Annotated in this window: 22 protein-coding genes; 1 reads left to right on the top strand and 21 read right to left on the bottom strand. The window is 71.7% G+C overall.

Annotated features, from left to right (window positions below; translation table 11 throughout):
• Positions 1-50 precede the first annotated feature (50 nt).
• From pyrF to pyrR, 8 genes are all read right to left on the bottom strand, one after another.
• A complete protein-coding gene (gene pyrF, locus AC6I72_RS26405; RefSeq protein WP_498003623.1) occupies positions 51-896 on the bottom strand; it encodes an orotidine-5'-phosphate decarboxylase in 846 nt (281 codons plus the stop codon).
• Entirely contained in the window at positions 893-1,999 is a 1,107-nt protein-coding gene (locus tag AC6I72_RS26400) for a quinone-dependent dihydroorotate dehydrogenase (RefSeq protein ID WP_498003622.1), read from the bottom strand. The genes pyrF and AC6I72_RS26400 overlap by 4 nt, the downstream gene beginning before the upstream one ends.
• A 150-nt stretch (positions 2,000-2,149) precedes the next feature.
• The gene (carB, locus tag AC6I72_RS26395) at positions 2,150-5,458 is read right to left on the bottom strand and encodes a carbamoyl-phosphate synthase large subunit (protein WP_498003621.1); all 3,309 of its coding nucleotides are present in this window, start codon (positions 5,456-5,458) and stop codon (positions 2,150-2,152) included.
• Positions 5,451-6,608 (bottom strand): glutamine-hydrolyzing carbamoyl-phosphate synthase small subunit, encoded by a 1,158-nt coding sequence (gene carA / locus AC6I72_RS26390; protein WP_037859987.1) that lies wholly within the window; start codon positions 6,606-6,608, stop codon positions 5,451-5,453. The genes carB and carA overlap by 8 nt, the downstream gene beginning before the upstream one ends.
• Positions 6,605-7,210, bottom strand: coding sequence for a PH-like domain-containing protein (locus AC6I72_RS26385; protein ID WP_498003620.1), 606 nt, complete (start codon positions 7,208-7,210; stop codon positions 6,605-6,607). The genes carA and AC6I72_RS26385 overlap by 4 nt, the downstream gene beginning before the upstream one ends.
• Positions 7,207-8,493 carry a dihydroorotase gene (locus tag AC6I72_RS26380; protein ID WP_498003619.1) on the bottom strand — a complete coding sequence of 429 codons (1,287 nt, stop codon included), beginning with the start codon at positions 8,491-8,493 and terminating at the stop codon, positions 7,207-7,209. The genes AC6I72_RS26385 and AC6I72_RS26380 overlap by 4 nt, the downstream gene beginning before the upstream one ends.
• Before the next feature lie 6 nt (positions 8,494-8,499).
• Positions 8,500-9,480 carry an aspartate carbamoyltransferase catalytic subunit gene (locus AC6I72_RS26375; protein WP_037859993.1) on the bottom strand — a complete coding sequence of 327 codons (981 nt, stop codon included), beginning with the start codon at positions 9,478-9,480 and terminating at the stop codon, positions 8,500-8,502.
• A gap of 100 nt (positions 9,481-9,580) precedes the next feature.
• Positions 9,581-10,177, bottom strand: coding sequence for a bifunctional pyr operon transcriptional regulator/uracil phosphoribosyltransferase PyrR (gene pyrR / locus AC6I72_RS26370; RefSeq protein ID WP_498003618.1), 597 nt, complete (start codon positions 10,175-10,177; stop codon positions 9,581-9,583).
• 276 nt (positions 10,178-10,453) lie between these two features.
• On the opposite strand from pyrR, the gene bldD reads away from it, so the two are divergent.
• Complete coding sequence (gene bldD / locus AC6I72_RS26365; protein WP_018570201.1) at positions 10,454-10,957, top strand: transcriptional regulator BldD; 504 nt, start codon at positions 10,454-10,456, stop codon at positions 10,955-10,957.
• 199 nt (positions 10,958-11,156) lie between these two features.
• Here the strand turns inward: bldD and nusB are convergent, their stop codons facing one another.
• The 13 genes from nusB to AC6I72_RS26300 form a co-directional block, all read right to left on the bottom strand.
• Positions 11,157-11,600, bottom strand: coding sequence for a transcription antitermination factor NusB (gene nusB / locus AC6I72_RS26360; RefSeq protein ID WP_498003617.1), 444 nt, complete (start codon positions 11,598-11,600; stop codon positions 11,157-11,159).
• A 2-nt stretch (positions 11,601-11,602) separates the two neighbouring features.
• Positions 11,603-12,169 (bottom strand): elongation factor P, encoded by a 567-nt coding sequence (gene efp, locus AC6I72_RS26355; RefSeq protein ID WP_009187601.1) that lies wholly within the window; start codon positions 12,167-12,169, stop codon positions 11,603-11,605.
• Positions 12,170-12,218: 49 nt separating this feature from the next.
• Positions 12,219-13,325, bottom strand: coding sequence for an aminopeptidase P family protein (locus tag AC6I72_RS26350; protein WP_498003615.1), 1,107 nt, complete (start codon positions 13,323-13,325; stop codon positions 12,219-12,221).
• Between the two features lie 158 nt (positions 13,326-13,483).
• Positions 13,484-14,344, bottom strand: a complete 861-nt coding sequence (locus AC6I72_RS26345) for a Pro-rich N-terminal domain-containing protein (RefSeq protein ID WP_498003614.1) — start codon at positions 14,342-14,344, stop codon at positions 13,484-13,486.
• Between the two features lie 215 nt (positions 14,345-14,559).
• Complete coding sequence (gene aroB / locus AC6I72_RS26340) at positions 14,560-15,651, bottom strand: 3-dehydroquinate synthase (protein ID WP_498003613.1); 1,092 nt, start codon at positions 15,649-15,651, stop codon at positions 14,560-14,562.
• Positions 15,648-16,166, bottom strand: coding sequence for a shikimate kinase (locus AC6I72_RS26335; RefSeq protein ID WP_498003612.1), 519 nt, complete (start codon positions 16,164-16,166; stop codon positions 15,648-15,650). The genes aroB and AC6I72_RS26335 overlap by 4 nt, the downstream gene beginning before the upstream one ends.
• The gene (gene aroC, locus AC6I72_RS26330; protein WP_498003611.1) at positions 16,163-17,347 is read right to left on the bottom strand and encodes a chorismate synthase; all 1,185 of its coding nucleotides are present in this window, start codon (positions 17,345-17,347) and stop codon (positions 16,163-16,165) included. The genes AC6I72_RS26335 and aroC overlap by 4 nt, the downstream gene beginning before the upstream one ends.
• 257 nt (positions 17,348-17,604) lie before the next feature.
• Positions 17,605-18,432, bottom strand: a complete 828-nt coding sequence (locus tag AC6I72_RS26325) for a shikimate dehydrogenase (RefSeq protein WP_498003610.1) — start codon at positions 18,430-18,432, stop codon at positions 17,605-17,607.
• A complete protein-coding gene (gene mltG / locus AC6I72_RS26320; RefSeq protein WP_498003609.1) occupies positions 18,432-20,192 on the bottom strand; it encodes an endolytic transglycosylase MltG in 1,761 nt (586 codons plus the stop codon). Before mltG ends, AC6I72_RS26325 begins: the two co-directional genes overlap by 1 nt.
• Before the next feature lie 120 nt (positions 20,193-20,312).
• A complete protein-coding gene (ruvX, locus tag AC6I72_RS26315; protein ID WP_498003608.1) occupies positions 20,313-20,777 on the bottom strand; it encodes a Holliday junction resolvase RuvX in 465 nt (154 codons plus the stop codon).
• On the bottom strand, positions 20,777-23,449 hold the full coding sequence (gene alaS / locus AC6I72_RS26310) for an alanine--tRNA ligase (protein ID WP_498003607.1): 2,673 nt from the start codon (positions 23,447-23,449) through the stop codon (positions 20,777-20,779). The genes ruvX and alaS overlap by 1 nt, the downstream gene beginning before the upstream one ends.
• Entirely contained in the window at positions 23,449-23,808 is a 360-nt protein-coding gene (locus tag AC6I72_RS26305; RefSeq protein ID WP_498003606.1) for a hypothetical protein, read from the bottom strand. Before AC6I72_RS26305 ends, alaS begins: the two co-directional genes overlap by 1 nt.
• Positions 23,809-23,817: 9 nt before the next feature.
• Positions 23,818-24,267 (bottom strand): DUF948 domain-containing protein, encoded by a 450-nt coding sequence (locus tag AC6I72_RS26300; protein ID WP_360965310.1) that lies wholly within the window; start codon positions 24,265-24,267, stop codon positions 23,818-23,820.
• Between the last annotated feature and the right edge of the window lie 14 nt (positions 24,268-24,281).

The following is a 24,281-nucleotide window of genomic DNA, read 5'->3' as shown; positions in this document are numbered from 1 at the left end:
TCCAGACCCGCGGCCGGACTCGGGGCACCGTCCGACCGTTCGTCCGGGGCTCAGCCCGCCCGCACCGCCGCCCGGATCTCCCGCGCGAAACGGTCCGCCGCGTCACGCAGCGCGACCACGTCGGGACCGTGACGCAGAACACCGCGGCTGACGTTCGGCACCACGTTGCGCACCGCCGGACCGAAGACCGCGGGCAGATCGGCCGGCGTCGCCCCCTGCGCCCCGATCCCGGGCGCCAGGAGCGGCCCGTTGATCTCCAGGTCGTACGACGACAGGTCACCGAGCGTGGCGCCGACCACCGCGCCGAAGGAGCCCATCGGGCCGTCTGCGGCGTTCTCCCGCGCCAGATGGGCGAGCATGGTGGCGCCCACGTTCCGGCCGTCGGGCCGCACCGCGTGCTGCACCTCGCCGCCCTCCGGGTTGGAGGTCAGCGCGAGGACGAACAGGCCGGCGCCGCTCTCCCGCGCCAGGTCGACCGCGGGCTTCAGCGACCCGTAGCCGAGGTAGGGCGAGACGGTCAGCGCGTCCGAGAACAGCGGCGCGTCCTTGTGCAGGAACGACTCGGCGTAGGCCGCCATGGTCGAGCCGATGTCGCCGCGCTTGGCGTCCATGAGGACGAGCGCCCCGGCCGCCCGCGCCTCCTGGACCGCCGTCTCCAGGACGGCGACGCCCCGCGAGCCGAACCGCTCGAAGAAGGCGCTCTGCGGCTTGAGGACGGCGACCCGGCCGGCGACCGCCTCCACGACGGTGCGGCTGAACCGCTCCAGACCGGCCACGTCGTCGTTCAGGCCCCACTCGGCGAGCAGGGAGGCGTGCGGGTCGATGCCCACGCACAGCGGGCCGCGCTCGTCCATCGCGCGGCGCAGGCGTGCGCCGAAGGGCTCCAGAGGGCTCATGCGGACTTCCTCACGTCGGCGCCGACCGCGTCGGCGAGGGTGGCGTACGGGCTGGTGCGCAGGCGCGCGGCGAGGCCCTTGTGGATGGCGCGGCCCCAGAAGGGCCCCTCGTAGATGAAGGCGCTGTAGCCCTGGACCAGCGTGGCGCCGGCCAGGATGCGCTGCCAGGCGTCCTCGGCGTTCTCGATGCCGCCGACGCCGACCAGGGTGATGCGGTCGCCCACGCGCGCGTAGAGGCGGCGCAGGACCTCCAGGGAGCGTCCCTTCAGGGGCGCGCCGGACAGGCCGCCGGTCTCCTTCACCAGGGCCGGCCGCGCGCGCAGACCGAGCCCCTCGCGCGCGATGGTGGTGTTCGTGGCGATGATGCCGTCCAGGCCGAGTTCCACGGCGAGGTCGGCGACGGCGTCCACGTCCTCGTCGGCGAGGTCCGGCGCGATCTTGACCAGCAGCGGCACGCGGCGGGCGGGCACCGCCCGGTCGGCGGCCTCGCGCACCGCGCTCAGCAGCGGGCGCAGGGCCTCGGTCGCCTGGAGGTTGCGCAGTCCGGGGGTGTTGGGCGAGGAGACGTTGACGACCAGGTAGTCGGCGTGGGGGGCGAGGCGCTCGGCGGACTTCACGTAGTCGGCGGCCGCCTCCCGCTCGGGGACGACCTTGGTCTTGCCGATGTTGACGCCGACCACGGTCCTGAACACGGGCGTGCGGGAGGCCAGGCGGGCCGCCACGGCCAGCGAGCCGTCGTTGTTGAAGCCCATGCGGTTGATGAGCGCGCGGTCCTCGACGAGGCGGAACAGCCGCTTCCTGGGGTTGCCGGGCTGCGGCTCCCCGGTGACCGTGCCGATCTCGACATGGTCGAACCCGAGCATGGACATGCCATCAATGGCGACGGCGTTCTTGTCGAAGCCCGCGGCGAGCCCGAAGGGGCCGTGCATGCGCAGCCCCAGTGCCTCGGTGCGCAGTTCCTTGTAGCGGGGTGCCAGGACGGCGGCGACGAAGGTGCGCAGCACCGGGACGCGCGCGGCCAGGCGGATCCAGCGGAAGGCGAGGTGGTGGGCCTGTTCCGGGTCCATGCGCCGGAAGACCAGGCGGAAGAAGATCTTGTACATCGTGGCGAAGTCCTTCGGGGGTGTTCAAGGCGGCGACCAGGGGTCCTCGTGGCGGGACCGGGGTGCTCGTAGGGGGACCGGGTCCTCGTGCAGGGACGGGTCCTCATGAAGAGGGGGACACCGTTTCCGGTGTCCCCCTCGGTGCGGCCGCTAGTCGCGGGCCGCGGTCAGGAACTCGGCGTGTTCCTGGAGCGACCGCACGCCCACGTCGCCGCGGTTGAGGGCGTCGATGCCCTGGACGGCGGCGGCGAGCGCCTGGACGGTCGTCAGGCAGGGCACGGACCGCGCCACGGCCGCCGTACGGATCTCGTAGCCGTCCAGGCGGCCACCGGTGCCGTACGGGGTGTTGACGATGAGGTCGACCTCGCCGTCGTGGATGAGCTGGACGATGGTCTTCTCGCCGTTGGGGCCGGTGCCCTCGGACTGCTTGCGCACCAGCGTGGCGTTGATGCCGTTGCGCTTGAGGACCTCGGCGGTGCCGGAGGTGGCGAGCAGTTCGAAACCGTGGGCGACCAGCTCACGGGCCGGGAAGATCATCGAGCGCTTGTCCCGGTTGGCGACCGAGATGAAGGCGCGGCCCTTGGTGGGCAGCGGCCCGTAGGCGCCCGCCTGCGACTTGGCGTAGGCCGTGCCGAAGACGGAGTCGATGCCCATGACCTCGCCGGTGGAGCGCATCTCCGGGCCGAGGACGGTGTCGACGCCGCGGCCGTGGATGTCGCGGAAGCGCGACCACGGCATGACGGCCTCCTTGACGGAGATCGGCGCGTCGAGCGGAATGGTGCCGCCGTCACCGTTCCTGGGCAGCAGGCCCTCCTCGCGCAGCTGGGCGATGGTGGCGCCCAGCGAGATTCGGGCGGCGGCCTTCGCCAGCGGCACCGCGGTCGCCTTCGAGGTGAAGGGCACGGTGCGGGAGGCGCGCGGGTTGGCCTCCAGGACGTAGAGGATGTCACCGGCCAGCGCGAACTGGATGTTGATCAGGCCGCGCACCCCGACACCCTTGGCGATGGCCTCGGTGGAGGCGCGCAGCCGCTTGATGTCGAAACCGCCCAGCGTGATCGGCGGCAGCGCGCACGCCGAGTCGCCGGAGTGGATGCCGGCCTCCTCGATGTGCTCCATGACGCCGCCCAGGTACAGCTCCTCGCCGTCGTAGAGGGCGTCGACGTCGATCTCTATGGCGTCGTCGAGGAAGCGGTCGACGAGGACCGGCCGGGAGGGGCTGATCTCGGTCGACTCGGCGATGTACGCCTCCAGGCGGGCCTCGTCGTAGACGATCTCCATGCCGCGGCCGCCCAGGACGTAGGACGGGCGCACCAGGACCGGGTAGCCGATCTCGTCGGCGATGGTCTTGGCCTGGGCGAACGTGGTGGCGGTGCCGTGCTTGGGGGCGGGCAGGCCGGCCTCCGCGAGGACCTGGCCGAAGGCGCCCCGGTCCTCGGCCGCGTGGATGGCCTCGGGCGAGGTGCCGACGACCGGCACGCCGTTGTCCTTGAGCGCCTGGGACAGGCCGAGGGGGGTCTGGCCGCCGAGCTGGACGACCACACCGGCGACCGGTCCGGCCTGCTGTTCGGCGTGGACGATCTCCAGGACGTCCTCCAGGGTGAGCGGCTCGAAGTACAGCCGGTCGGAGGTGTCGTAGTCGGTGGAGACGGTCTCCGGGTTGCAGTTGACCATCACGGTCTCGTACCCGGCGTCGCTCAGCGCGAAGGAGGCGTGGACGCAGGAGTAGTCGAACTCGATGCCCTGGCCGATGCGGTTGGGGCCGGAGCCCAGGATGATCACGGCGGGCTTCTCGCGCGGCGCGACCTCGGTCTCCTCGTCGTAGGACGAGTAGAAGTACGGGGTCCTCGCGGCGAACTCGGCCGCGCAGGTGTCGACCGTCTTGTAGACCGGGCGGATGCCGAGCGCGTGACGCACCTCGCGGACGACGTCCTCGCGCAGCCCGCGGATCTCCGCGATCTGCTGGTCGGAGAAGCCGTGCCGCTTGGCCTCGGCGAGCAGCTCGGCGGTCAGCTCGGGGGCCTCGGCCAGCTCGTCGGCAGTCTCCTTGATCAGGAAGAGCTGGTCGACGAACCAGGGGTCGATCTTCGTGTACTCGAAGATCTCCTCCGGCGTGGCGCCGGCCCGGACGGCCTGCATGACCGTGTTGATGCGGCCGTCGGTGGGCCGGACGGACTGCTCCAGGAGCGCCTGCTTGTCACCGGGCTCGCCGACGAAGGTGAACTGGCTGCCCTTCTTCTCCAGGGAGCGCAGCGCCTTCTGGAACGCCTCGGTGAAGTTGCGGCCGATGGCCATGGCCTCGCCGACCGACTTCATGGTGGTGGTGAGGGTGGAGTCCGCGCTCGGGAACTTCTCGAAGGCGAACCGCGGAGCCTTGACGACCACGTAGTCGAGGGTCGGCTCGAAGGAGGCCGGGGTCTCCTGCGTGATGTCGTTGGGGATCTCGTCGAGGGTGTAACCGACGGCGAGCTTGGCGGCGATCTTCGCGATCGGGAAGCCGGTGGCCTTGGACGCGAGCGCGGAGGAGCGGGACACGCGCGGGTTCATCTCGATGACGATCACGCGGCCGTCGACCGGGTTGATCGCGAACTGGATGTTGCAGCCGCCGGTGTCGACGCCGACCTCGCGGATGATCGCGATGCCCATGTCGCGCAGGACCTGGTACTCGCGGTCGGTGAGCGTCATCGCCGGGGCGACGGTGATCGAGTCACCGGTGTGCACGCCCATCGGGTCGAAGTTCTCGATGGAGCAGACGACCACGACGTTGTCGTTCTTGTCGCGCATCAGCTCCAGCTCGTACTCCTTCCAGCCGAGGATGGACTCCTCCAGGAGGACCTCGGTGGTCGGGGAGAGCGTGAGGCCGGTGCCCGCGATGCGGCGCAGTTCCTCCTCGTCGTGGGCGAAGCCGGAGCCGGCGCCGCCCATGGTGAAGGAGGGGCGCACGACGACCGGGTAGCCGCCCAGCTCCTCGACGCCGGCGAGGACGTCGTCCATGGTGTGGCAGATGACCGAGCGGGCGGACTCGCCGTGCCCGATCTTGCGGCGGACCTCCTCCACGACCTCCTTGAACTGGTCGCGGTCCTCACCCTTGTGGATGGCCTCGACGTTGGCGCCGATCAGCTCGACGCCGTACTTCTCCAGGACGCCGTTCTCGTGCAGCGAGATGGCGGTGTTCAGGGCCGTCTGGCCGCCCAGGGTGGGCAGCAGGGCGTCGGGGCGCTCCTTGGCGATGATCTTCTCGACGAACTCGGGGGTGATCGGCTCGACGTAGGTGGCGTCGGCGATCTCCGGGTCGGTCATGATCGTCGCCGGGTTGGAGTTCACCAGGACGACCCGCAGGCCCTCGGCCTTCAGGACGCGGCACGCCTGGGTGCCGGAGTAGTCGAACTCGGCGGCCTGGCCGATGACGATCGGGCCGGAGCCGATGACCAGGACGGACTGGATATCGGTGCGCTTAGGCACGCTGGCCCTCCATCAGGGAAACGAAGCGGTCGAACAGGTAGGCGGCGTCGTGCGGACCGGCCGCCGCTTCGGGGTGGTACTGGACGCTGAAGGCCGGCTTGTCGAGGAGCTGGAGGCCCTCCACCACGTTGTCGTTCAGGCAGACGTGGGAGACCTCGGCGCGGCCGAAGGGGGTGTCGGAGACCTGGTCGGCCGGGGCGTCCACGGCGAAGCCGTGGTTGTGCGCGGTGACCTCGACCTTGCCGGTCGTACGGTCCTGCACCGGCTGGTTGATGCCCCGGTGGCCGTACTTCAGCTTGTAGGTGCCGAAGCCGAGGGCGCGGCCGAGGATCTGGTTGCCGAAGCAGATGCCGAACAGCGGCGTGCCGCGCTCCAGGACGCCCCGCATCACGGAGACGGGGTGGTCGGCGGTGGCGGGGTCGCCGGGGCCGTTGGAGAAGAAGACGCCGTCGGGCCGGACCGCGTAGACGTCCTCCAGGGTGGCGGTGGCGGGCAGGACGTGCACCTCGATGCCGCGTTCGGCCATGCGGTGCGGGGTCATGCCCTTGATGCCGAGGTCGACGGCGGCGACGGTGAACTTCTTCTCACCGATCGCGGGGACGACGTACGCCTCCTTGGTGGCGACCTCGGCGGACAGGTCGGCGCCGACCATCTCGGGGGCCTCCTGGACGCGGGCCAGCAGCGCGGCGTCGTCCTGGACGGCGTCGCCGCTGAAGATGCCGACGCGCATGGCGCCGCGCTCGCGCAGGTGGCGGGTGAGCGCGCGGGTGTCGATGCCGCTGATGCCGACGACGCCCTGCGCGGCCAGCTCCTCGTCCAGGGAGCGGCGGGAGCGCCAGTTGGAGGGCACCCGCGCGGGGTCGCGGACGACGTAGCCGGCCACCCAGATGCGCTGGGACTCGGGGTCCTCGTCGTTGACGCCGGTGTTGCCGACGTGCGGGGCGGTCATGACGACGACCTGCCGGTGGTACGACGGGTCGGTGAGGGTCTCCTGGTAGCCGGTCATGCCGGTGGAGAACACGGCCTCGCCGAACGTCTCCCCCACGGCGCCGTAGGCGCGGCCCCGGAAGACCCGGCCGTCCTCCAGGACGAGTACGGCGGGAAGCGCCCTCTGCCTGCGCGAGGCGTTCCCCTGGATGGAGGTGGTCATCGTTCGACGCCTTCCGTGGTGTTCGTTTCGAGCTTGGTTTCGGTCATGGAGTTGAGGGCGGCGACCCACTCGGTGTGCTCGGCCGCCGTGTCGGAGCGGAACCCCGAGTCGAGCAGCTTGCCTCCGTGCTCCCAGGTCACCACCAGCAGGCCGCCCTCGGTGAGGACCTTGCCGGCGATGCCCTTGTCGAGCCGGGCCCCGCGCAGCTGTGCCGCCGGGACGAAGAAGTCGTGCGCGCCGGGGCGTACGACGTCCAGTCCCGCGTCCGTCAGGGTCAGCTCGGCCCGGCTGCGGGTGCCCAGGCCGTGCGCCACGATGCGGTCCAGCCACTGACCGGCTGTGGTGGAGCCGTGGTAGCGGCCGGTCATCGTCAGTCTCGCCGCGCCGGGCTCCTGCGGCGCGGCGGGCAGCTCGGGCAGGTCGCTCTGGAGGGTGCCGCGCCACTTCCAGCCCTCGCGCATCAGCCAGTAGACGAGGGCGACGAAGAGGACGAGGCCGACCAGCCAGCCGATGCGGCCGCCCCAGTCGGTGACCGTCGCGGACTTCTCCCCGGCGGCGAGACGGGTTCCGAGCCCGGCTGCGAGCAGTGTTGCAGGTGTCACGTGAGCTTCCCGTCGACGAGCGTGGCCTTGCCCCGGAGCCACGTGTGGGTGACACGGCCCGGCAGCTCACGTCCCTCGTACGGGGTGTTACGGCTGCGCGAGGCGAAGCCCGCGGGGTCCACCTGCCCACGGTATTCCGTGTCGACGAGTGTGAGGTTGGCGGGCTCGCCTGCCGAGACGGGACGGCCGTGGCCGGCGGCCCGCCCGATGCGGGCCGGCGCGAAGGACATGCGGTCGGCGACGGCCGCCCAGTCCAGCAGTCCGGTGTCGACCATGGTCTCCTGGACCACCGACAGGGCCGTCTCCAGGCCGACCATGCCCATGGCGGCGGCGGCCCACTCGCAGTCCTTGTCCTCGTGCGGGTGCGGGGCGTGGTCGGTGGCGACGATGTCGATCGTGCCGTCGGCGAGCGCCTCGCGCAGGGCCAGCACGTCGCGCTCGGTGCGCAGCGGCGGGTTGACCTTGTAGACGGGGTTGTAGGTGCGCACCAGCTCGTCGGTGAGGAGCAGGTGGTGCGGGGTGACCTCGGCGGTCACGTCGATGCCGCGGGACTTGGCCCAGCGGACGATCTCGACGCTGCCGGCGGTCGACAGGTGGCAGATGTGGACGCGGGAGCCGACGTGCTCGGCGAGGAGCACGTCCCGGGCGATGACCGACTCCTCGGCGACGGCCGGCCAGCCGCCCAGGCCCAGCTCGGCGGAGACGACGCCCTCGTTCATCTGGGCGCCCTCGGTGAGGCGCGGCTCCTGCGCGTGCTGGGCGACGACACCCCCGAACGCCTTCACGTACTCCAGGGCCCGGCGCATGATCACCGCGTCGTCGACGCACTTGCCGTCGTCGGAGAAGACGGTGACGCCGGCGGCCGACTCGTGCATGGCGCCCAGCTCGGCGAGCTTCCTGCCCTCCAGGCCGACGGTGACGGCGCCGATGGGCTGCACGTCGCAGTAGCCGTGCTCGCGGCCGAGCCGCCAGACCTGCTCGACCACGCCCGCGGTGTCCGCGACGGGGAAGGTGTTGGCCATGGCGAACACGGCGGTGTAGCCGCCGCTCGCGGCGGCGCGGGTGCCGGTCAGGACGGTCTCGGAGTCCTCGCGGCCCGGCTCGCGCAGGTGGGTGTGCAGGTCGACCAGGCCCGGCAGGAGGACCTTGCCGGCGGCCTCGACGACCTCCGCGCCCTCGGCGGACAGGCCGGACCCGACCTCCGCGATGGTCCCGCCGTCGATCAGCACGTCCTGCGGCTCGCCGCCGAGCACCTTCGCACCACGGATCAGGATCTTGCTCATCTTGTCTTACTTCTCCTCGGTGGTGCGGGTGTGGGTGACGGCGGGCTCGTTGCCTCCGAGCAGCAGGTAGAGCACGGCCATGCGGATGGAGACGCCGTTGGCGACCTGTTCCACGGCGGTGCAGCGCCCGGAGTCGGCGACCCCGGCGGTGATCTCCATGCCGCGGACCATCGGGCCGGGGTGCATCACGATCGCGTGCTCGGGCATCTTGGCCATGCGGTCGCCGTCGAGGCCGTAGCGCCGGGAGTACTCGCGCTCGGTGGGGAAGAAGGCGGCGTTCATGCGTTCGCGCTGCACTCGCAGCATCATCACCGCGTCCGACTTGGGCAGCGTGGCGTCGAGGTCGTAGGAGACCTCGCAGGGCCAGGACTCGACGCCGACCGGCAGCAGGGTGGGCGGGGCGACGAGGGTGACGTCGGCGCCGAGGGTGTGCAGCAGGTCGACGTTGGAGCGGGCGACGCGGCTGTGCAGCACGTCACCGACGATCGTGATGCGCCGGCCCGCCAGGTCCTGGCCGAGGCCGGCGTCGCGTCCGGTGAGGCGGCGGCGCATGGTGAACGCGTCGAGCAGGGCCTGGGTCGGGTGCTGGTGCGTGCCGTCCCCGGCGTTGATGACGGCGGCGTCGATCCAGCCCGAGTTGGCCAGGCGGTAGGGGGCGCCGGAGGCGCCGTGCCGGATGACCACGGCGTCGACGCCCATGGCCTCCAGCGTCTGGGCGGTGTCCTTCAGGGACTCGCCCTTGGAGACGCTCGACCCCTTGGCGGTGAAGTTGATGACGTCCGCGGACAGGCGCTTCTCGGCGGCCTCGAAGGAGATCCGGGTGCGGGTGGAGTCCTCGAAGAAGAGGTTGACCACCGTGCGGCCGCGCAGGGTCGGCAGTTTCTTGATCGGCCGGTCGGCGACCCGGGCCATCTCCTCGGCGGTGTCGAGGATCAGGACGGCGTCGTCGCGGGTGAGGTCGGCGGCCGAGATGAGATGACGCTGCATCTGTCAGGCTCCGTAAGGCAGTTCATTCAGGAGAATTCGGGCACAGGAGCGCGTGCGGGCACGCGCGCGGGACGTACGGCGTGTGCGTCCGCGCGCGGTGCTACGGCTGCTGCTCGCCCGGGGCGGCCGGCTTGGCGCCGAGCAGCACGGTGTCGCGACCGTCCTCCTCGGCGAGCTGGACCTTGACCGTCTCCCGCAGCGACGTGGGGAGGTTCTTGCCGACGTAGTCCGCGCGGATGGGCAGTTCGCGGTGGCCCCGGTCGACGAGGACGGCGAGCTGCACCGCGCGCGGGCGGCCGATGTCGTTCAGCGCGTCGAGGGCGGCGCGGATGGTGCGGCCCGAGAAGAGCACGTCGTCGACGAGGACGACGAGACGGCCGTCGATGCCGTCCCCGGGGATCTCGGTGCGGGCCAGCGCACGCGGCGGGTGCATGCGCAGGTCGTCGCGGTACATGGTGATGTCGAGTGAGCCGACCGGGACCTTGCGCTCGGTGATCTGTTCGAGCTTGGCGGCGAGCCGCTGGGCGAGGAAGACGCCGCGGGTCGGAATGCCGAGGAGCACCACGTCGTCGGCGCCCTTGGCGCGTTCGACGATCTCGTGGGCGATGCGGGTCAGTACGCGGGCGATGTCGGGGCCCTCGAGAACGGGCCGCGCATCGGACGCCTGCGCACCGGCGTGGGTGTCCTGCTTGTCCATACGAAACGGACCTCCTTCTCCGCCTCACGGGACGGACCTTAAAGGACGTCGGATTTGCGCCATCCACGGTAGCAGGTGCCGCGGACCGCTCCGTACACCCCCTCGCCCCCGCGCGTCACCCGTTCGGCGCAACCGGGTGCCGTTAGCACGGAAGAGGCGGTGTGGACCATTCGGCTTGACGCGGCAGAGTAACGCTGCGTAACCTCACAGTGAGTTACCAGCCGCCCGGCGTGGCAGCCGAGCCAGGCCGCGTCGACACAGTGTCCGGGGAGCCATATGTCCAGCGAATACGCCAAACAGCTCGGGGCCAAGCTCCGGGCGATCCGCACCCAGCAGGGCCTTTCCCTCCACGGTGTCGAGGAGAAGAGCCAGGGCCGCTGGAAGGCGGTCGTGGTCGGTTCGTACGAGCGCGGCGACCGTGCCGTGACCGTGCAGCGCCTCGCCGAGCTGGCGGACTTCTACGGGGTCCCGGTGCAGGAGCTGCTGCCCGGCACCACCCCCGGCGGTGCCGCCGAGCCCCCGCCGAAGCTGGTCCTGGACCTGGAGCGGCTGGCCACCGTGCCGGCCGAGAAGGCGGGCCCGCTGCAGCGGTACGCGGCGACCATCCAGTCCCAGCGCGGTGACTACAACGGCAAGGTGCTCTCGATCCGCCAGGACGACCTGCGCACCCTCGCCGTGATCTACGACCAGTCGCCCTCGGTCCTCACCGAGCAGCTGATCAGCTGGGGCGTCCTGGACGCGGACGCGCGCCGCGCGGTGGCGTCCCACGAGGAGGCCTGACCCAGCTCCGGCAGCGACGCCGGACCCAGCAGAAACGTGCCGCCGGGGTGGCCGGAACCAGTCGGTTCCGGCCACCCCGGCGGCTTTCTGACGGCTTCCTGCGGGCCTGTGCGGCCCCGGTGGCTCCCGGCGCCCGCCCACACGCCGCAGGGCCCGCAGCATCCGAGCTGCGGGCCCTGCGGCGTGTCTGTGGCTCTTCCTACGCCTCGTCGTTCACGCCACGGCGCAGCGAGGGCTTGAGTTCCTTCAGCCGGCCGAGCAGACCGTTGACGAACGAGGGCGACTCGTCCGTGGAGAACTCCTTGGCCAGCTGCACCATCTCGTCCAGGACGACGGCGTCCGGGGTCTCCTCGACCCAGATCAGCTCGTACGCGCCGAGCCGCAGGATGTTGCGGTCGACGACCGGCATCCGGTCCAGCGTCCAGCCCACCGCGTACTGCGAGATCAGCTCGTCGATGCGCCGCGCGTGCTCGGCGTAGCCCTCGACCAGCTGCATCGTGTACTCGCTGACCGGGGGCTGCCGGGTGTCGGACCGGGAGAGCCGGACCCAGTCCGCGAGGACGGTGAGGACGTCGGCGTCGCGCTGGTCACCTTCGAAGAGGATCTGGAAGGCGCGCTTGCGGGCCGTGTTGCGGGCAGCCACGGTTAGCTGTTCACCCGGCCGAGGTAGTCGCTCGTACGGGTGTCGACCTTGATCTTCTCACCGGTGGTGATGAAGAGCGGGACCTGGATCTGGTGGCCGGTCTCCAGGGTGGCGGGCTTGGTGCCACCGGTGGAGCGGTCGCCCTGGACGCCCGGCTCGGTCTCCTGCACGGTCAGCTCGACGGCGGCGGGCAGCTCGACGAAGAGCACCTCGCCCTCGTGCTGGGCGACGGTGGCGGTGAAGCCCTCGATCAGGAAGTTGGCGGCGTCGCCGACGGCCTTGCGGTCGACCATCAGCTGGTCGTAGGTCTCCATGTCCATGAAGACGAAGTACTCGCCGTCCATGTACGAGAACTGCATGTCGCGCTTGTCGACGGTGGCCGTCTCGACCTTGACACCGGCGTTGAAGGTCTTGTCGACGACCTTGCCGGAGAGCACGTTCTTGAGCTTGGTGCGCACGAAGGCCGGGCCCTTGCCGGGCTTGACGTGCTGGAACTCGACGACGGACCAGAGCTGGCCGCCTTCGAGCTTGAGCACCAGGCCGTTCTTGAGGTCGTTCGTGGAAGCCACGGTTGCGGAATCTCCTGGACTGACGTGGACGACCCCGGCGCACGCACTCCTACAGCGCGAGCAGCTCCTTGGTCGTGATGGTGAGTAGCTCGGGTCCGCCGTCCGCCTCGGGGCGTACGACGAGCGTGTCATCGATCCGGACACCGCCCCGGCCCGGGAGGTGGACCCCCGGTTCGACGGTGACCGGCACGCAAGCGTCCAGTTTACCCATGGCCGCGGGGGCCAGCTGAGGGTCCTCGTCGATTTCGAGTCCGACCCCGTGTCCCGTGAGGAGCTGCAGGCCCTCGGTGTACCCGGCGGAGTCCAGCACCTGCCGTGCGGCGCGGTCCACGTCGCGGTAGGCGGCGCCGGGCGTCAGCGCCTCCCGGCCGGCCCGCTGGGCTGCGAAGACCAGGTCGTACAGCTGGATCTGCCAGTCCGCCGGGGAGGTGCCGATCACGAACGTCCGGCCGATCTCGCAGCGGTAGCCGCGGTATGCGGCGCCCAGGCACACGGAGAGGAAGTCGCCCTCCTCGACCCGCCGGTCGGTCGGCCGGTGCCCGCGGCGGCCGGAGTTCGGGCCGGTGGCCACCGAGGTCGGGAAGGCGGGGCCGTCGGCGCCGTGGTCGACCAGGCGCCGCTCCAGCTCCAGCGCGAGGTGGCGCTCGGTGCGGCCGACGAGGATGGACTCCAGCAGTTCGCCCAGGGCCTGGTCGGCGATCTCGGCGCCGATCCGCAGGCAGGAGATCTCCTCCTCGTCCTTGACGACCCTGAGCTGTTCCACCGCGCTGCCCAGCTCGCCGATGCGCAGCTGCGGGGCGACCGAGGTGAGCGCCCGGTGGCGGGCCACGGTGACGTGGTGCTCCTCGATCGCCAGGGAGTCGGCGCCCTGGGAGCGCGCCAGGTCGGCCGCGGCCACGGCCGCGTCGCCGCCGGGCCGGGGCAGGATGTGCACCCCCAGCGTCTCGTCGGGACGCCCTTCACCGGGCCGGTCGTCCGGTGCGCTCGGGCACACCAGCAGGTCCTCGCGCTTTCCGAGGAGCAGGACGGCACCGTGCGGGGCTGCTCCCGCGAGGTACCGCACATTGGCGGGACGAGTCACCAGCGCCGCCGCGCTGCCGCCCGCGTTGCAGCGCTCCCGTAGCCGGGTCCGGCGGGCCGCGTACACCTCTGACATGAACCGAGCGTAAGAGCTGTGCCCGTGCCGTGCCGCTCGGGAGAGGCCGAGTGGGCGGCGGGGGCCCTCACCCACCGGCGTCCGGCGGCCGGGGAGCGCCTCGCCGCGGGCCGGGACCGCCCCGCACGCGCCTCACGGCCGCTCGCCGTGCCCGGGGGTCACCAGGTCGGGGGGCTGGCGATGGCCCGGGAGAGGACCTCGTCCAGGACACGGGCCGTGGTCGGTATGTCGAGCTGGGAGTTGTCGATGATGGGCAGGCCCGACCCGTACCAGCCGGCCATGCGGCCGTGGATACGGGCGACCTCCTCGTCGGTCAGGCGGCGGTTCCCCGTGCGCTCGGCGTTGCGCTCCAGGACGATGTCCAGTCCGGGCAGCAGGACCACGGGGAGCAGCCCCGGGCCCACGTGCCGCTTCCAGCCGCCGAGGCCGACGACCGGGCGGTCCGGGAAAACGGCGTCGTCCAGGATGCACGAGATGCCGTTGGCCAGGAAGTTGCGCGCGGCGAAGCCGCAGGTGCGGCGGGCGAGGCGGTACTGCGCCTCGGAGTGGTCGTTCCACCCGGACTGCGGGTCGGCGAAGCCGGAGCGGACCCACTCGCGGACATCGTCGAGGCTGATGTGCGCGGTGGGCACCCGGCGGTGCTCGGCCCAGTGCTTGGCGACGCTGGTCTTGCCCGCGCCCGCGGGTCCGATCAGCAGGACGGCGAGCGTGGTGGTGGTCGGGTCGGGCAACACCTGGGCGGGCGGTGCGGCCGGCATGGCGACCGGACCACCGGGCGGCAGCCGGACGTGGCCGGACACGTCCGGCGGGGCGACGGGCGGCGCGGACGCCTGCGCCGGCGGCACCGGGGGGTGCTGCGCGGCCGGGGCTGCCGGGTGGCCCGGCGGGGGCGGCGGGGGCGGCACGGGGCCCGGGGCCGGGTGCTGACCCGGGTGATGTGCGGCCGGTGACCAGCCGGCGGCCGGTCCGTGCCCCGGCTGGTGGGGCGGCGGCAGCGGAGAACCCACTGCGTGCTGCATCCGGTGCCACTCCGTCTCGTACAAGGCAATGGTCGCTGGCGGCGGGCCCGAACCCGCGCCCTACCGAACGGTACCGTCCCCGGCCGCCCTGTGGTGAACGGCCGGGTCCGGCCCGAAGTGCCCGCCGGCGCAAGGCGGATCGGACGGATCGCGCTCAGCGGGACTCGGGGCCGCGAACACAAGAGGAGCCCGCGCCCCTCGTGTTCGCGTTGCTCCTACTGCCCCACCTCGCCGTACGCGGCGAGCAGCACGGCCGGGTCCGGGCCCTCCAGAACGGTGGGCTTGGCGAGACCGTCGAGCACGATGAAACGCAGCAGGTTGCCGCGGGACTTCTTGTCGACCTTCATGGTCTCCAGCAACTTGGGCCACTGGTCGTGGCGGTAGTGCAGCGGCAGGCCCACCGACTCCAGGACGGTGCGGTGGCGGTCGGCCGTCGCGTCGTCCAGCCGGCCCGCCAGACGGCCCAGTTCGGCGGCGAAGTGCATGCCGACGGCGACGGCGGCGCCGTGCCGCCACTTGTACCGCTCGTTCTTCTCGATGGCGTGGCCGAGGGTGTGGCCGTAGTTGAGGATCTCCCTCAGACCCGACTCCTTCAGGTCCGCGGAGACGACGTCGGCCTTGACGCGGATGGAGCGCTCGATCAGCTCGGCGGTGTGCGGCCCGGCCGGAGTACGGGCGGCCTCGGGGTCGGACTCGACGAGGTCGAGGATCACCGGGTCGGCGATGAAGCCGGCCTTGATGACCTCCGCGAGACCGGAGACGTAGTCGTGGACCGGGAGGGAGTCGAGCGCGGCCAGGTCGCACAGCACGCCCGCGGGCGGGTGGAAGGCGCCCACCAGGTTCTTGCCCTCGGCGGTGTTGATGCCGGTCTTGCCGCCGACGGCCGCGTCCACCATGGCGAGCACGGTGGTGGGCACGGCGACCCAGCGCACGCCGCGCAGCCAGGTCGCGGCGACGAACCCGGCCAGGTCGGTGGTGGCGCCGCCGCCCACGCCGACGACGACGTCGGAGCGGGTGAAGTTCGACTGGCCGAGCGCCTTCCAGCAGTAGGCGGCGACCTCGGCGGTCTTGGCCTCCTCCGCGTTCGGCACCTGGATGGCGACGGCCTCGTAGCCCTGCCCGGCCAGGTCGGCACGGAGCGCGTCACCCGTCTCGGCGAGCGCCTCGGGGTGGATGACGGCGACCCGCCGGGCCCGGTCCCCGATCAGCCCGGCCAGCTCGCCCAGGAGCTGACGGCCGACCAGCACGTCGTAGGGCTCGGTGCCGGCGGTGCCGGCGATGTGGATCCGTGTCACTGCCTCGCTCATGCTTCCTTCAACTCCACAGCGTCCAGGACGGATCGGGTGACCTCTTCGGGGGTCCGGCCGTCGGTGGCGACCACCGCCGTGGCGACCTCCTCGTACAGGTGCCGGCGGCCCTGCATCAGCTCGCGCCACTGCTTGCGCGGGTTGACGGCGAGCAGCGGGCGGGCCACGTTCAGGCCGGTGCGCCGGACGGCCTCCTCGACGTCCATCGAGAGGTAGACGACGGGCAGGCCGGCGAGCAGCGCGCGCGTGTCCGCGTCGAGGACCGCACCGCCGCCCAGCGCGAGGACGCCCTCGTGCTCGGCGACGGCCCGGCGCACGGCCCGCTTCTCCAGCGCGCGGAAGGCGCTCTCCCCGTCGTCGACGAAGATCTCCGCGATGGTGCGGCCCTGTTCGGTCACGATGTCGTCGTCGGTGTCCCGGTAGGCCACGCCGAGGCGGTCGGCCAGCAGCTGTCCGACCGTCGACTTGCCGACGCCCATCGGTCCCACGAGGACGACGGCCGGCGCGCCGCTCATCGGATCGCCAGGTTGTCGAGGTAGGACCGCACGTTGCGGCGGGTCTCGGTCACGCTGTCGCCGCCGAACTTCTCGGCGACGGCGTCGGCGAGGACGAGGGCCACCATGGCCTCGGCGACGATCCCGGCCGCCGGCACCGCGCACACGTCGGAACGCTGGTGGTGGGCCTGCGCCGCCTCACCGGTGGCCACGTCGACCGTCCGCAGGGCGCGGGGCACGGTGGCGATCGGCTTCATCGCGGCGCGCACCCGCAGCAGCTCGCCCGTGGTGAGGCCGCCCTCGGTGCCGCCGGAGCGGCCGGTGGCCCGCCTGATGCCGTCGGCGGTGGTCAGGATCTCGTCGTGCGCCTTCGAGCCGGGCACCCGCGCGAGGTCGAAGCCGTCACCGACCTCGACGCCCTTGATCGCCTGGATGCCCATGAGGGCGGCGGCGAGCCGGGCGTCCAGGCGCCGGTCCCAGTGCACGTGCGAGCCCAGGCCCACCGGTACGCCGTAGGCCAGCACCTCCACGACACCGCCGAGCGTGTCGCCGTCCTTGTGGGCCTGGTCGATCTCGGCGACCATCGCCTTCGAGGCGTCCGTGTCCAGGCAGCGCACCGGGTCCGCGTCGAGCTTCTCCACGTCGGCCGGGGTCGGGTACACCCCGTAGGGGGCCTTCGCCGACGCCAGCTCCACCACGTGGGAGACGATCTCGATGCCCGCCGTCTCCTTCAGGTACGACCGCGCCACCGCGCCCAGCGCCACACGGGCGGCGGTCTCCCGGGCGGAGGCCCGCTCCAGGATCGGGCGCGCCTCGTCGAAGCCGTACTTCTGCATGCCGGCCAAGTCGGCGTGGCCGGGGCGCGGGCGGGTCAGCGGCGCGTTGCGCGCCAGCTCGGCCAGCTCCGCCGGGTCCACCGGGTCGGCCGCCATGACCTTGTCCCACTTGGGCCACTCGGTGTTGCCCACCATGACCGCCACGGGGGAGCCGAGGGTGAGTCCGTGCCGGACCCCGCCGAGGAAGGTGACCTCGTCCCGCTCGAACTTCATCCGTGCGCCGCGCCCGTACCCCAGGCGCCGTCGCGCGAGGTGGTCCGCCACCATGTCCGTGGTGACGGGCACGCCGGCGGGAAGGCCCTCCAGCGTCGCGACAAGTGCGGGTCCGTGGGACTCCCCCGCGGTCAGCCAACGCAACCTGCTCAACGATGCTCCTCATGCTCGCGCCTGGAACTGCGACGGCGCGACCGGGTGCGCGGCCCTGGCCCGCCACCTCCGATCCTCCCACGTCCGGGCCCCGTGTCCGGCCGCCGGTCCAGCAGGCGGACGCCGCGGACGGCACCCGTCCCGCGCGCGGCCGCCCCGCGCGCACGCGGAAGGGGCCGCCGCCCGCCGGGGAAGGCGGGTTCCCGGTGGGGCGGCGAGGGGGCATCGCGCGGGTCCGGCTCCGCCCGGCGGGGCCGTCAGCGGTCCGCGAGGGCCTTCTCCCCGGCGCGGCGCATGACGTCCAGGGGGGCCGGGGCGCGGCCGGTCATCCGCTCGACCTGGAGGACCGCCTGGTGGACGAGGAGGTCGAGGCCGCTGACGACGGCGCCGCCGGCCAGGGACCAGCGGGCGGCGAGCGTGGTCGGCCAGGGGTCGTAGAGGACGTCGAAGAGCGCGGTGGGGCGCTCCGGTACGGCGCCGGCGAGCGCGTCGGTCGTGCCGGCCGGGGTGGTGGCGATCACGAGGGGGGCCGTCAGGGCCTGCCCGGCCTGTGACCAGGGCGCCGTACGGACCTCGACGCCCAGCCGTTCGCCCCACCCGCGCATCTCCGCCGCGCGGGCGTCGCTGCGGACGTAGGCGACGACCTCGCCGGTGCAGACACGGGCGAGCGCGGCCAGGGCGGAGGACGCGGTGGCTCCGGCACCGAGGACCGCCGCCGAGTCGACCTGTTCGATGCCGTGCTCGCGCAGCGCGGCGACCATGCCCGGGATGTCGGTGTTGTCGCCGGTGCGCCGGCCGTCCTCGGTGACGACGACCGTGTTGACCGCCTCCACGGCGGCCGCCGTCTCGCTGACCTCGTCGAGCAGCGGGATGACGGCCCGTTTCAGCGGCATGGTCAGCGAGAGCCCCGCCCACTCGGGCCCCAGCCCGTCGAGGAAGCCCGGCAGGGCGGCCTCGTCGACCTCGAACCGGTCGTAGGACCAGTGGGTGAGCCCCAGCTCCGCGTAGGCCGCGCGGTGCAGCACCGGGGACAGGGAGTGGGCGATCGGCGAACCGAGCACGGCCGCCCGGCGGGTTGGCGTCATCACTGCTTCTTCTTGGAGAGGTTCCACTCGTCGACCAGTTTCTCGTGCTCGGCGAGGGTCTTGGTGAACTTGCTGGTCCTGCCGTCCATCGAGATGAAGTAGTACCAGCCGTCGTCCGTCGGGTCGAGGGCGCCCTTGAGCGCCTCCTCACCCGGGTTGTCGATGGGCCCGGGGGGCAGACCGGTGGCGTAGTACGTGTTGTACGGGTTGGCGTACCTGCGCAGCTCGGCGATGCTGAGGTCGATCTTGCTCTGGTTCTTCACGTAGTTGTACGTGGAGTCGAACTCCAGCTTGCCGTTGGTCTGCGCGTTGCCGGGCTTGAGGCGGTTGTAGACGACCTCGGCCATCTTGCGGAAGTCGTCGTGGCTCGTGCCCTCGGCCTGCGCGAGGCTCGCCACGGTGAGCAGTTGCCAGGGGCCGTCGAGTCCGAGGCTCTCGGCCTTCTTGGCGAGGCCGAGCTGCGCGTAGGTCTCGGTGGCCCGGGCGACCATGTCCTTGAGGACGTCCTCGGGCTTCTGCCCCTTGGCCACGGCGTAGCTGGAGGGGTAGAGGAAGCCTTCGAGCGGGTCCTTGAGGCCGGGGTGGTTCAGTGCCCATTCGGGCAGGCCCAGCTTCTTGTAGTCCTTCTTCGCGGTGTTCGCCGTGGTGCCCTCGGGCACCCCGAGGCGCTTGTCGATCAGCGTGTAGACGGCCGTGTTGCGCGAGCCCTCGGCGATGATCAGGTTGCTGCGGCTCTTCGGGCTGAGCATCAGCTGCACGGCGCTCGCCGCCGACATGTGCTTCTGGAGCGTGTAGACGCCGTCCTGGAGCTGCTTGCCGTTCGGGTTCGCCGCCTGCGCGGAGACGAACGCGTCGACGCTCTCGACGACGCCCGCCTTCTTCAGCTCCTGCCCGATCACGTATCCGCCGGCGCCCTTGGGGATCACGACGGTGACCTGCTCGCCGTTGCCGCTGCCCTCGAAGTCCGGCGCCGCGCCGAAACGATTTTGGTAGAAGTGGTAGCCGTAGTAGCCGACCCCGGCGACGCCGCCGCCGAACACCATGACGACGACCAGGCAGGCACAGCCGTTGCGTCTTTTCCGGCCGGCCTTGCCCGTACGGCCCTTGCCGCCGCGTCCCTTGCGGTCGCCGCGGCCCCGGCCCGTCACCGGTGCGTCCGCGTCAGGATCCTCGCCGTCGTCGCCGCCGCCCGCGAAGAAGGAGTCGTCCTCCTGGGCGGGCCCGGACTCCGGGTCCCAGTCGGGGCGCTGCTCCGGCTCGGGACCGCGGCGGTTCGGCGGCTGCGGCGGCGGATAGGCCTCGGGGGTGCCGTAGAGATCGGGCTGGTCCGGGCCGTAGGCCAGGGACTGCCCGCCGTACGGGTCCGCGGGGTCGCCGCCGTAGGGCGGCTGCGCGTGTGCGCCGGTGCCGTCCCAGGCCGCCTGCCCGTACTGCTCCCCGGGACGGCCCTGCTGCTGGTCGCCGTACGGGTGGCCGCCCTGCTCACCGTAGTGCGGGGACTGCCCGGTGCCCTGCTCGCCGTAGTGCTGCTGGTACGGGCCGTCGTGGCCGGGCTGGGGCTCCTGGCTCCAGCCGCCGTACTGCTGCTGGTGGTGCTGGGGGTGCTGCTGGTACTGCTGCGGCTGCGGGTGGTGCTGCAGGCCGCCGTAGGAGGACTGCGGGTCCGCGGGGGCCTGCTGTCCTCCCCATCCGCCGTCCCCGTACAACGGGTCCTCGGGATGCCACGGTTCGGAGCCTGGGCCCCGGCCATACTCAGTCATCGATCCCCTAGCGCCGCGAGACGGTGGTCACGTTGTGTGACATCCGCGTCCGTTCCGCCTCTTGCTGTGCGGCGGCTGTTCGAAGACCGTCGCATCGCGCGGAACGTTACCGTATCGCGATCAGATGACCACTTCGACGCCCTCTCCGGGTGCTGCCCCTGACACCCGTTCGGATTCCAGGGCCTGCTGCAGAATGATGACGGCCGCGGCCTGGTCGATCACGGAGCGTCCCTTCTTGGACTTCACCCCGGAGGCCCGCAGCCCCTGACTCGCCGTCACCGTCGTCATCCGCTCGTCCACCAGACGGACCGGCACCGGGGCGATGCCCTTGGCCAACTCCCCCGCGAAAGCGCGGACCTTGACGGCGGCCGGCCCCTCGCCCCCCTTGAGGGAGCGGGGGAGACCGACGACGACCTCGATCGGCTCGTACTCCTCGACGAGCTGCCGCAGCCGGCGGTGGGCCGCCGGGACGTCCCGGCCGGGAACCGTCTCCACCGGTGTGGCGAGGATCCCATCGGGGTCGCACGAGGCGACCCCGATCCGGGCGTCCCCGACGTCGATCGCCAGGCGCCGGCCGCGTCGCATCACTTGGCCGTTTCCGCCACGAGACGCTCGACGGCGTCGACGGCGTCACCGACCGCGGCCGGGTTCTGGCCGCCGCCCTGGGCGACGTCCGGCTTGCCGCCACCGCCGCCGCCGAGCGTCTTGGCGGCGGTACGGACCAGGTCACCGGCCTTCAGGCCGCGTTCGCGGGCGGCCTCGTTGGTGGCGATGACCGTGAGCGGCTTGCCGTTGTTCACCGTGAAGAGGGCGACGACGGCGGCCCGGCCGCCCTGGATGCGCCCGCGCACGTCGAGGACCAGCTTGCGCAGGTCGTCCGGGGTCGTGCCGTCGGGGACCTGGCCGGTCACCACGGCGACACCGCGCACGTCCTTGGCGGACTCGGCGAGCCCGGCGGCGGCCTGCAGGACCTTCTCGGCGCGGAACCGCTCGATCTCCTTCTCGGCGTCCTTCAGCTTGCCGAGCATGGCGGAGACCTTCTCCGGCAGTTCCTCCGGGCGGCCCTTGACCAGCTCCTGGAGCTGGGCGACGACCGTGTGCTCGCGGGCGAGGAAGTTGTAGGCGTCGACGCCGACGAGGGCCTCGATACGGCGCACGCCCGAGCCGATGGACGACTCACCGAGCAGCTTCACCAGGCCGAGCTGGGCGGTGTTGTGCACGTGCGTGCCGCCGCACAGCTCCTTGGAGAAGTCGCCGATGGTGACCACACGGACCCGCTCGCCGTACTTCTCGCCGAACTCGGCGATGGCCCCCTGCTTCTTGGCGTCGTCGATGCCCATGACCTCGGCGTGCACGTCGAGGTCGCGGGCGAGCACCTCGTTGATCTTCTGCTCGACGTCGGTCATCACGGCCGTCGGGACGGCGGCGGGGGAACCGAAGTCGAAGCGGAAGCGGCCGGGCTGGTTCTCCGAACCGGCCTGGGCGGCCGTCGGGCCCAGCGCGTCACGCAGCGCCTGGTGGGTCAGGTGGGTGGCCGAGTGGGCGCGGGCGATGGCCTTGCGGCGGCGGACGTCGATGGCGGCCTGGGCCTTGGCGCCCACGGTGACCTCGCCGACCTGGACGACACCCTTGTGGACGTAGACGCCCGGGACCGGCTTCTGGCAGTCGCGGACCTCGATGACGGCACCGGAGTCGACCTTGATGCGGCCGGTGTCGCCGATCTGGCCGCCGCCCTCGGCGTAGAACGGGGTGCGGTCCAGGACGATCTCGACCTCGTCGCCCTCGGAGGCGGCCGGGGAGGAGACGCCGTCGACGAGGATGCCGACGATCGTGGACTCGCCCACGGTGTCGGTGTAGCCGATGAAGTCGGTCTCACCGGCCAGGTCGGCGATCTCGCGGTAGGCGCCCATGTCCGCGTGGCCGGTCTTCTTGGCCTGGGCGTCGGCCTTGGCCCGCTCCCGCTGCTCCTTCATCAGGCGGCGGAAGCCGTCCTCGTCCACGGCCAGGCCCTGCTCGGCGGCCATCTCCAGGGTGAGGTCGATCGGGAAGCCCCAGGTGTCGTGGAGCAGGAACGCCTTGTCGCCGGAGAGGACCGTGCCACCGGACTGCTTGGTCTCGGTGACGGCGGTGTCGAGGATGTTGGTGCCGGCCTTCAGCGTCTTCAGGAAGGCGTTCTCCTCGGCGACGGCGACCTTCTCGATGCGCTCGCGGTCGGTGACCAGCTCCGGGTACTGCTGTCCCATCATCTCGATGACGGTGTCGATCAGGTCCCTGACGACCGGGCCGGTGGCACCGAGCAGGCGCATGTTGCGGATGGCGCGGCGCATGATGCGGCGCAGCACGTAGCCGCGGCCCTCGTTGCCGGGGGTCACGCCGTCGCCGATGAGCATCACCGAGGTGCGCATGTGGTCGGTGACCACGCGCAGCGAGACGTCCGAGGCGTGGGCGTCGCCGTAGGCCACGCCGGTCAGTTCGGTGGCCCTGTCGATGACGGCCATGGAGGTGTCGATCTCGTACATGTTCTGCACGCCCTGCAGAATCATGGCGAGGCGCTCCAGGCCGAGGCCCGTGTCGATGTTCTTGCTCGGCAGCTCGCCGAGGATCTCGAAGTTGTCCTTGCCGATGCCCTCGCCGCGCTCGTACTGCATGAAGACGAGGTTCCAGATCTCCACGTACCGCTCGTCGTTGACGGCGGGGCCGCCCTCGGCGCCGAACTCGGGGCCGCGGTCGTAGTTGATCTCGGAGCAGGGGCCGCACGGGCCGGGCACGCCCATGGACCAGTAGTTGTCCTTCATGCCCAGGCGCTGGATGCGCTCCTTGGGCACGCCGACGACCTCGTGCCAGATGCGCTCGGCCTCGTCGTCGTCCTTGTAGACGGTGATCCACAGACGCTCGGGGTCGAGGCCGTAACCGCCCTTGTCCTGGGGCGTGGTGAGCAGCTCCCAGGCGTACGTGATGGCGCCTTCCTTGAAGTAGTCGCCGAAGGAGAAGTTGCCGCACATCTGGAAGAACGTGCCGTGCCGGGTGGTCTTGCCGACCTCTTCGATGTCCGGCGTGCGCACGCACTTCTGCACGCTGGTGGCGCGCTGGAAGGGCGGCTTGACCTCGCCCAGGAAGTAGGGCTTGAAGGGCACCATGCCGGCCGGGACGAGGAGCAGAGTCGGGTCGTCCGCGATGAGCGACGCCGAAGGGACGACGGTGTGCCCGCGCTCCTCGAAGAAGCTCAGCCAGCGGCGGCGGATCTCAGCCGACTCCATCAGTGGTCCTCATTCCGGTTGTACGAGTACGTCGGGTACGTCGATCCCTCGACGTACTTCGGGCTGTTGTGGTTCTCGATGGCGGCGAGCCGCCGGGGGGCGGGGAGTTCACGGTCGACGGGGGCGTTGATGCCGAGCGCCTCGCCGAGTTCGGCCTCCCGCCGCGCCATGTTGTCGCGGACGTCGAGCGCGAAACCCACCGCGCGGTCCTTGATCCGGTGACCGGTCTCCAGGGCCTTGTTCGCCGCGCTCGCGGCGACGCTCTCGGGGGTCAGCTGCCTGAGCTTGCGGTTGACCTTGGTGGTGGCCCACACACCGGCGGCGACACCTGTGCTGAACCAGAACGTACGGCGGAACATCGCTAGTCCTTACTTCTCCCGGTTGTTCCGCTTCCCCCGCCGGGCGGCCGGGACGGTGCGGCCCACGATCACCGTACGCCTCGACGCCTTGGCGGGCACGTCCTCCTTGCGGCCGCCGAGCGCGCGGCGCACGCCGTAGCCGAAGGCGGCGACCTTGACCAGCGGGCCGCCGAAGGTGGAGGCCACGGTGGTCGACAGCGCGGACGCGTTCGACGTGACCTCCTGGACGTCGGAGGCGATCGCGTCGACGCGGTCGATCTGGGTCTGCGCGGAGCGCACCGCCTGCGAGGCGTCGGCCAGCAGCGGAACCGCCTGGTCGGTCACGTCCGCCACGAGCTTGGTGGTCGCCTTGAGCGTCTGGGCCACCCTCGCCAGCGCGACGGCGAGGAAGGAGACCAGGATCGCCCAGAACACGGCCACCAGGATCCCGGCCACCTCACCACCGGACACTGTGCGCACCCGCTCCCTGAAAC

Source organism: Streptomyces sp. Xyl84, assembly GCF_059731885.1.
Note: the sequence above shows the minus strand (reverse complement) of the source record. Positions and strands in the feature narration are given on the sequence as shown.

What these genes read in the sequence shown, in the direction of transcription:
- pyrF (WP_498003623.1), bottom strand. Translation starts at nt 896, where the DNA reads ATGAGCCCTCTGGAGCCCTTCGGCGCACGCCTGCGCCGCGCGATGGAC.
- AC6I72_RS26400 (WP_498003622.1), bottom strand. Translation starts at nt 1,999, where the DNA reads ATGTACAAGATCTTCTTCCGCCTGGTCTTCCGGCGCATGGACCCGGAA.
- carA (WP_037859987.1), bottom strand. Translation starts at nt 6,608, where the DNA reads ATGACCACCTCCATCCAGGGGAACGCCTCGCGCAGGCAGAGGGCGCTT.
- AC6I72_RS26380 (WP_498003619.1), bottom strand. Translation starts at nt 8,493, where the DNA reads ATGAGCAAGATCCTGATCCGTGGTGCGAAGGTGCTCGGCGGCGAGCCG.
- AC6I72_RS26375 (WP_037859993.1), bottom strand. Translation starts at nt 9,480, where the DNA reads ATGCAGCGTCATCTCATCTCGGCCGCCGACCTCACCCGCGACGACGCC.
- pyrR (WP_498003618.1), bottom strand. Translation starts at nt 10,177, where the DNA reads ATGGACAAGCAGGACACCCACGCCGGTGCGCAGGCGTCCGATGCGCGG.
- bldD (WP_018570201.1), top strand. Translation starts at nt 10,454, where the DNA reads ATGTCCAGCGAATACGCCAAACAGCTCGGGGCCAAGCTCCGGGCGATC.
- AC6I72_RS26350 (WP_498003615.1), bottom strand. Translation starts at nt 13,325, where the DNA reads ATGTCAGAGGTGTACGCGGCCCGCCGGACCCGGCTACGGGAGCGCTGC.
- AC6I72_RS26345 (WP_498003614.1), bottom strand. Translation starts at nt 14,344, where the DNA reads ATGCAGCACGCAGTGGGTTCTCCGCTGCCGCCGCCCCACCAGCCGGGG.
- aroB (WP_498003613.1), bottom strand. Translation starts at nt 15,651, where the DNA reads ATGAGCGAGGCAGTGACACGGATCCACATCGCCGGCACCGCCGGCACC.
- AC6I72_RS26335 (WP_498003612.1), bottom strand. Translation starts at nt 16,166, where the DNA reads ATGAGCGGCGCGCCGGCCGTCGTCCTCGTGGGACCGATGGGCGTCGGC.
- AC6I72_RS26325 (WP_498003610.1), bottom strand. Translation starts at nt 18,432, where the DNA reads ATGACGCCAACCCGCCGGGCGGCCGTGCTCGGTTCGCCGATCGCCCAC.
- mltG (WP_498003609.1), bottom strand. Translation starts at nt 20,192, where the DNA reads ATGACTGAGTATGGCCGGGGCCCAGGCTCCGAACCGTGGCATCCCGAG.
- ruvX (WP_498003608.1), bottom strand. Translation starts at nt 20,777, where the DNA reads ATGCGACGCGGCCGGCGCCTGGCGATCGACGTCGGGGACGCCCGGATC.
- alaS (WP_498003607.1), bottom strand. Translation starts at nt 23,449, where the DNA reads ATGGAGTCGGCTGAGATCCGCCGCCGCTGGCTGAGCTTCTTCGAGGAG.
- AC6I72_RS26305 (WP_498003606.1), bottom strand. Translation starts at nt 23,808, where the DNA reads ATGTTCCGCCGTACGTTCTGGTTCAGCACAGGTGTCGCCGCCGGTGTG.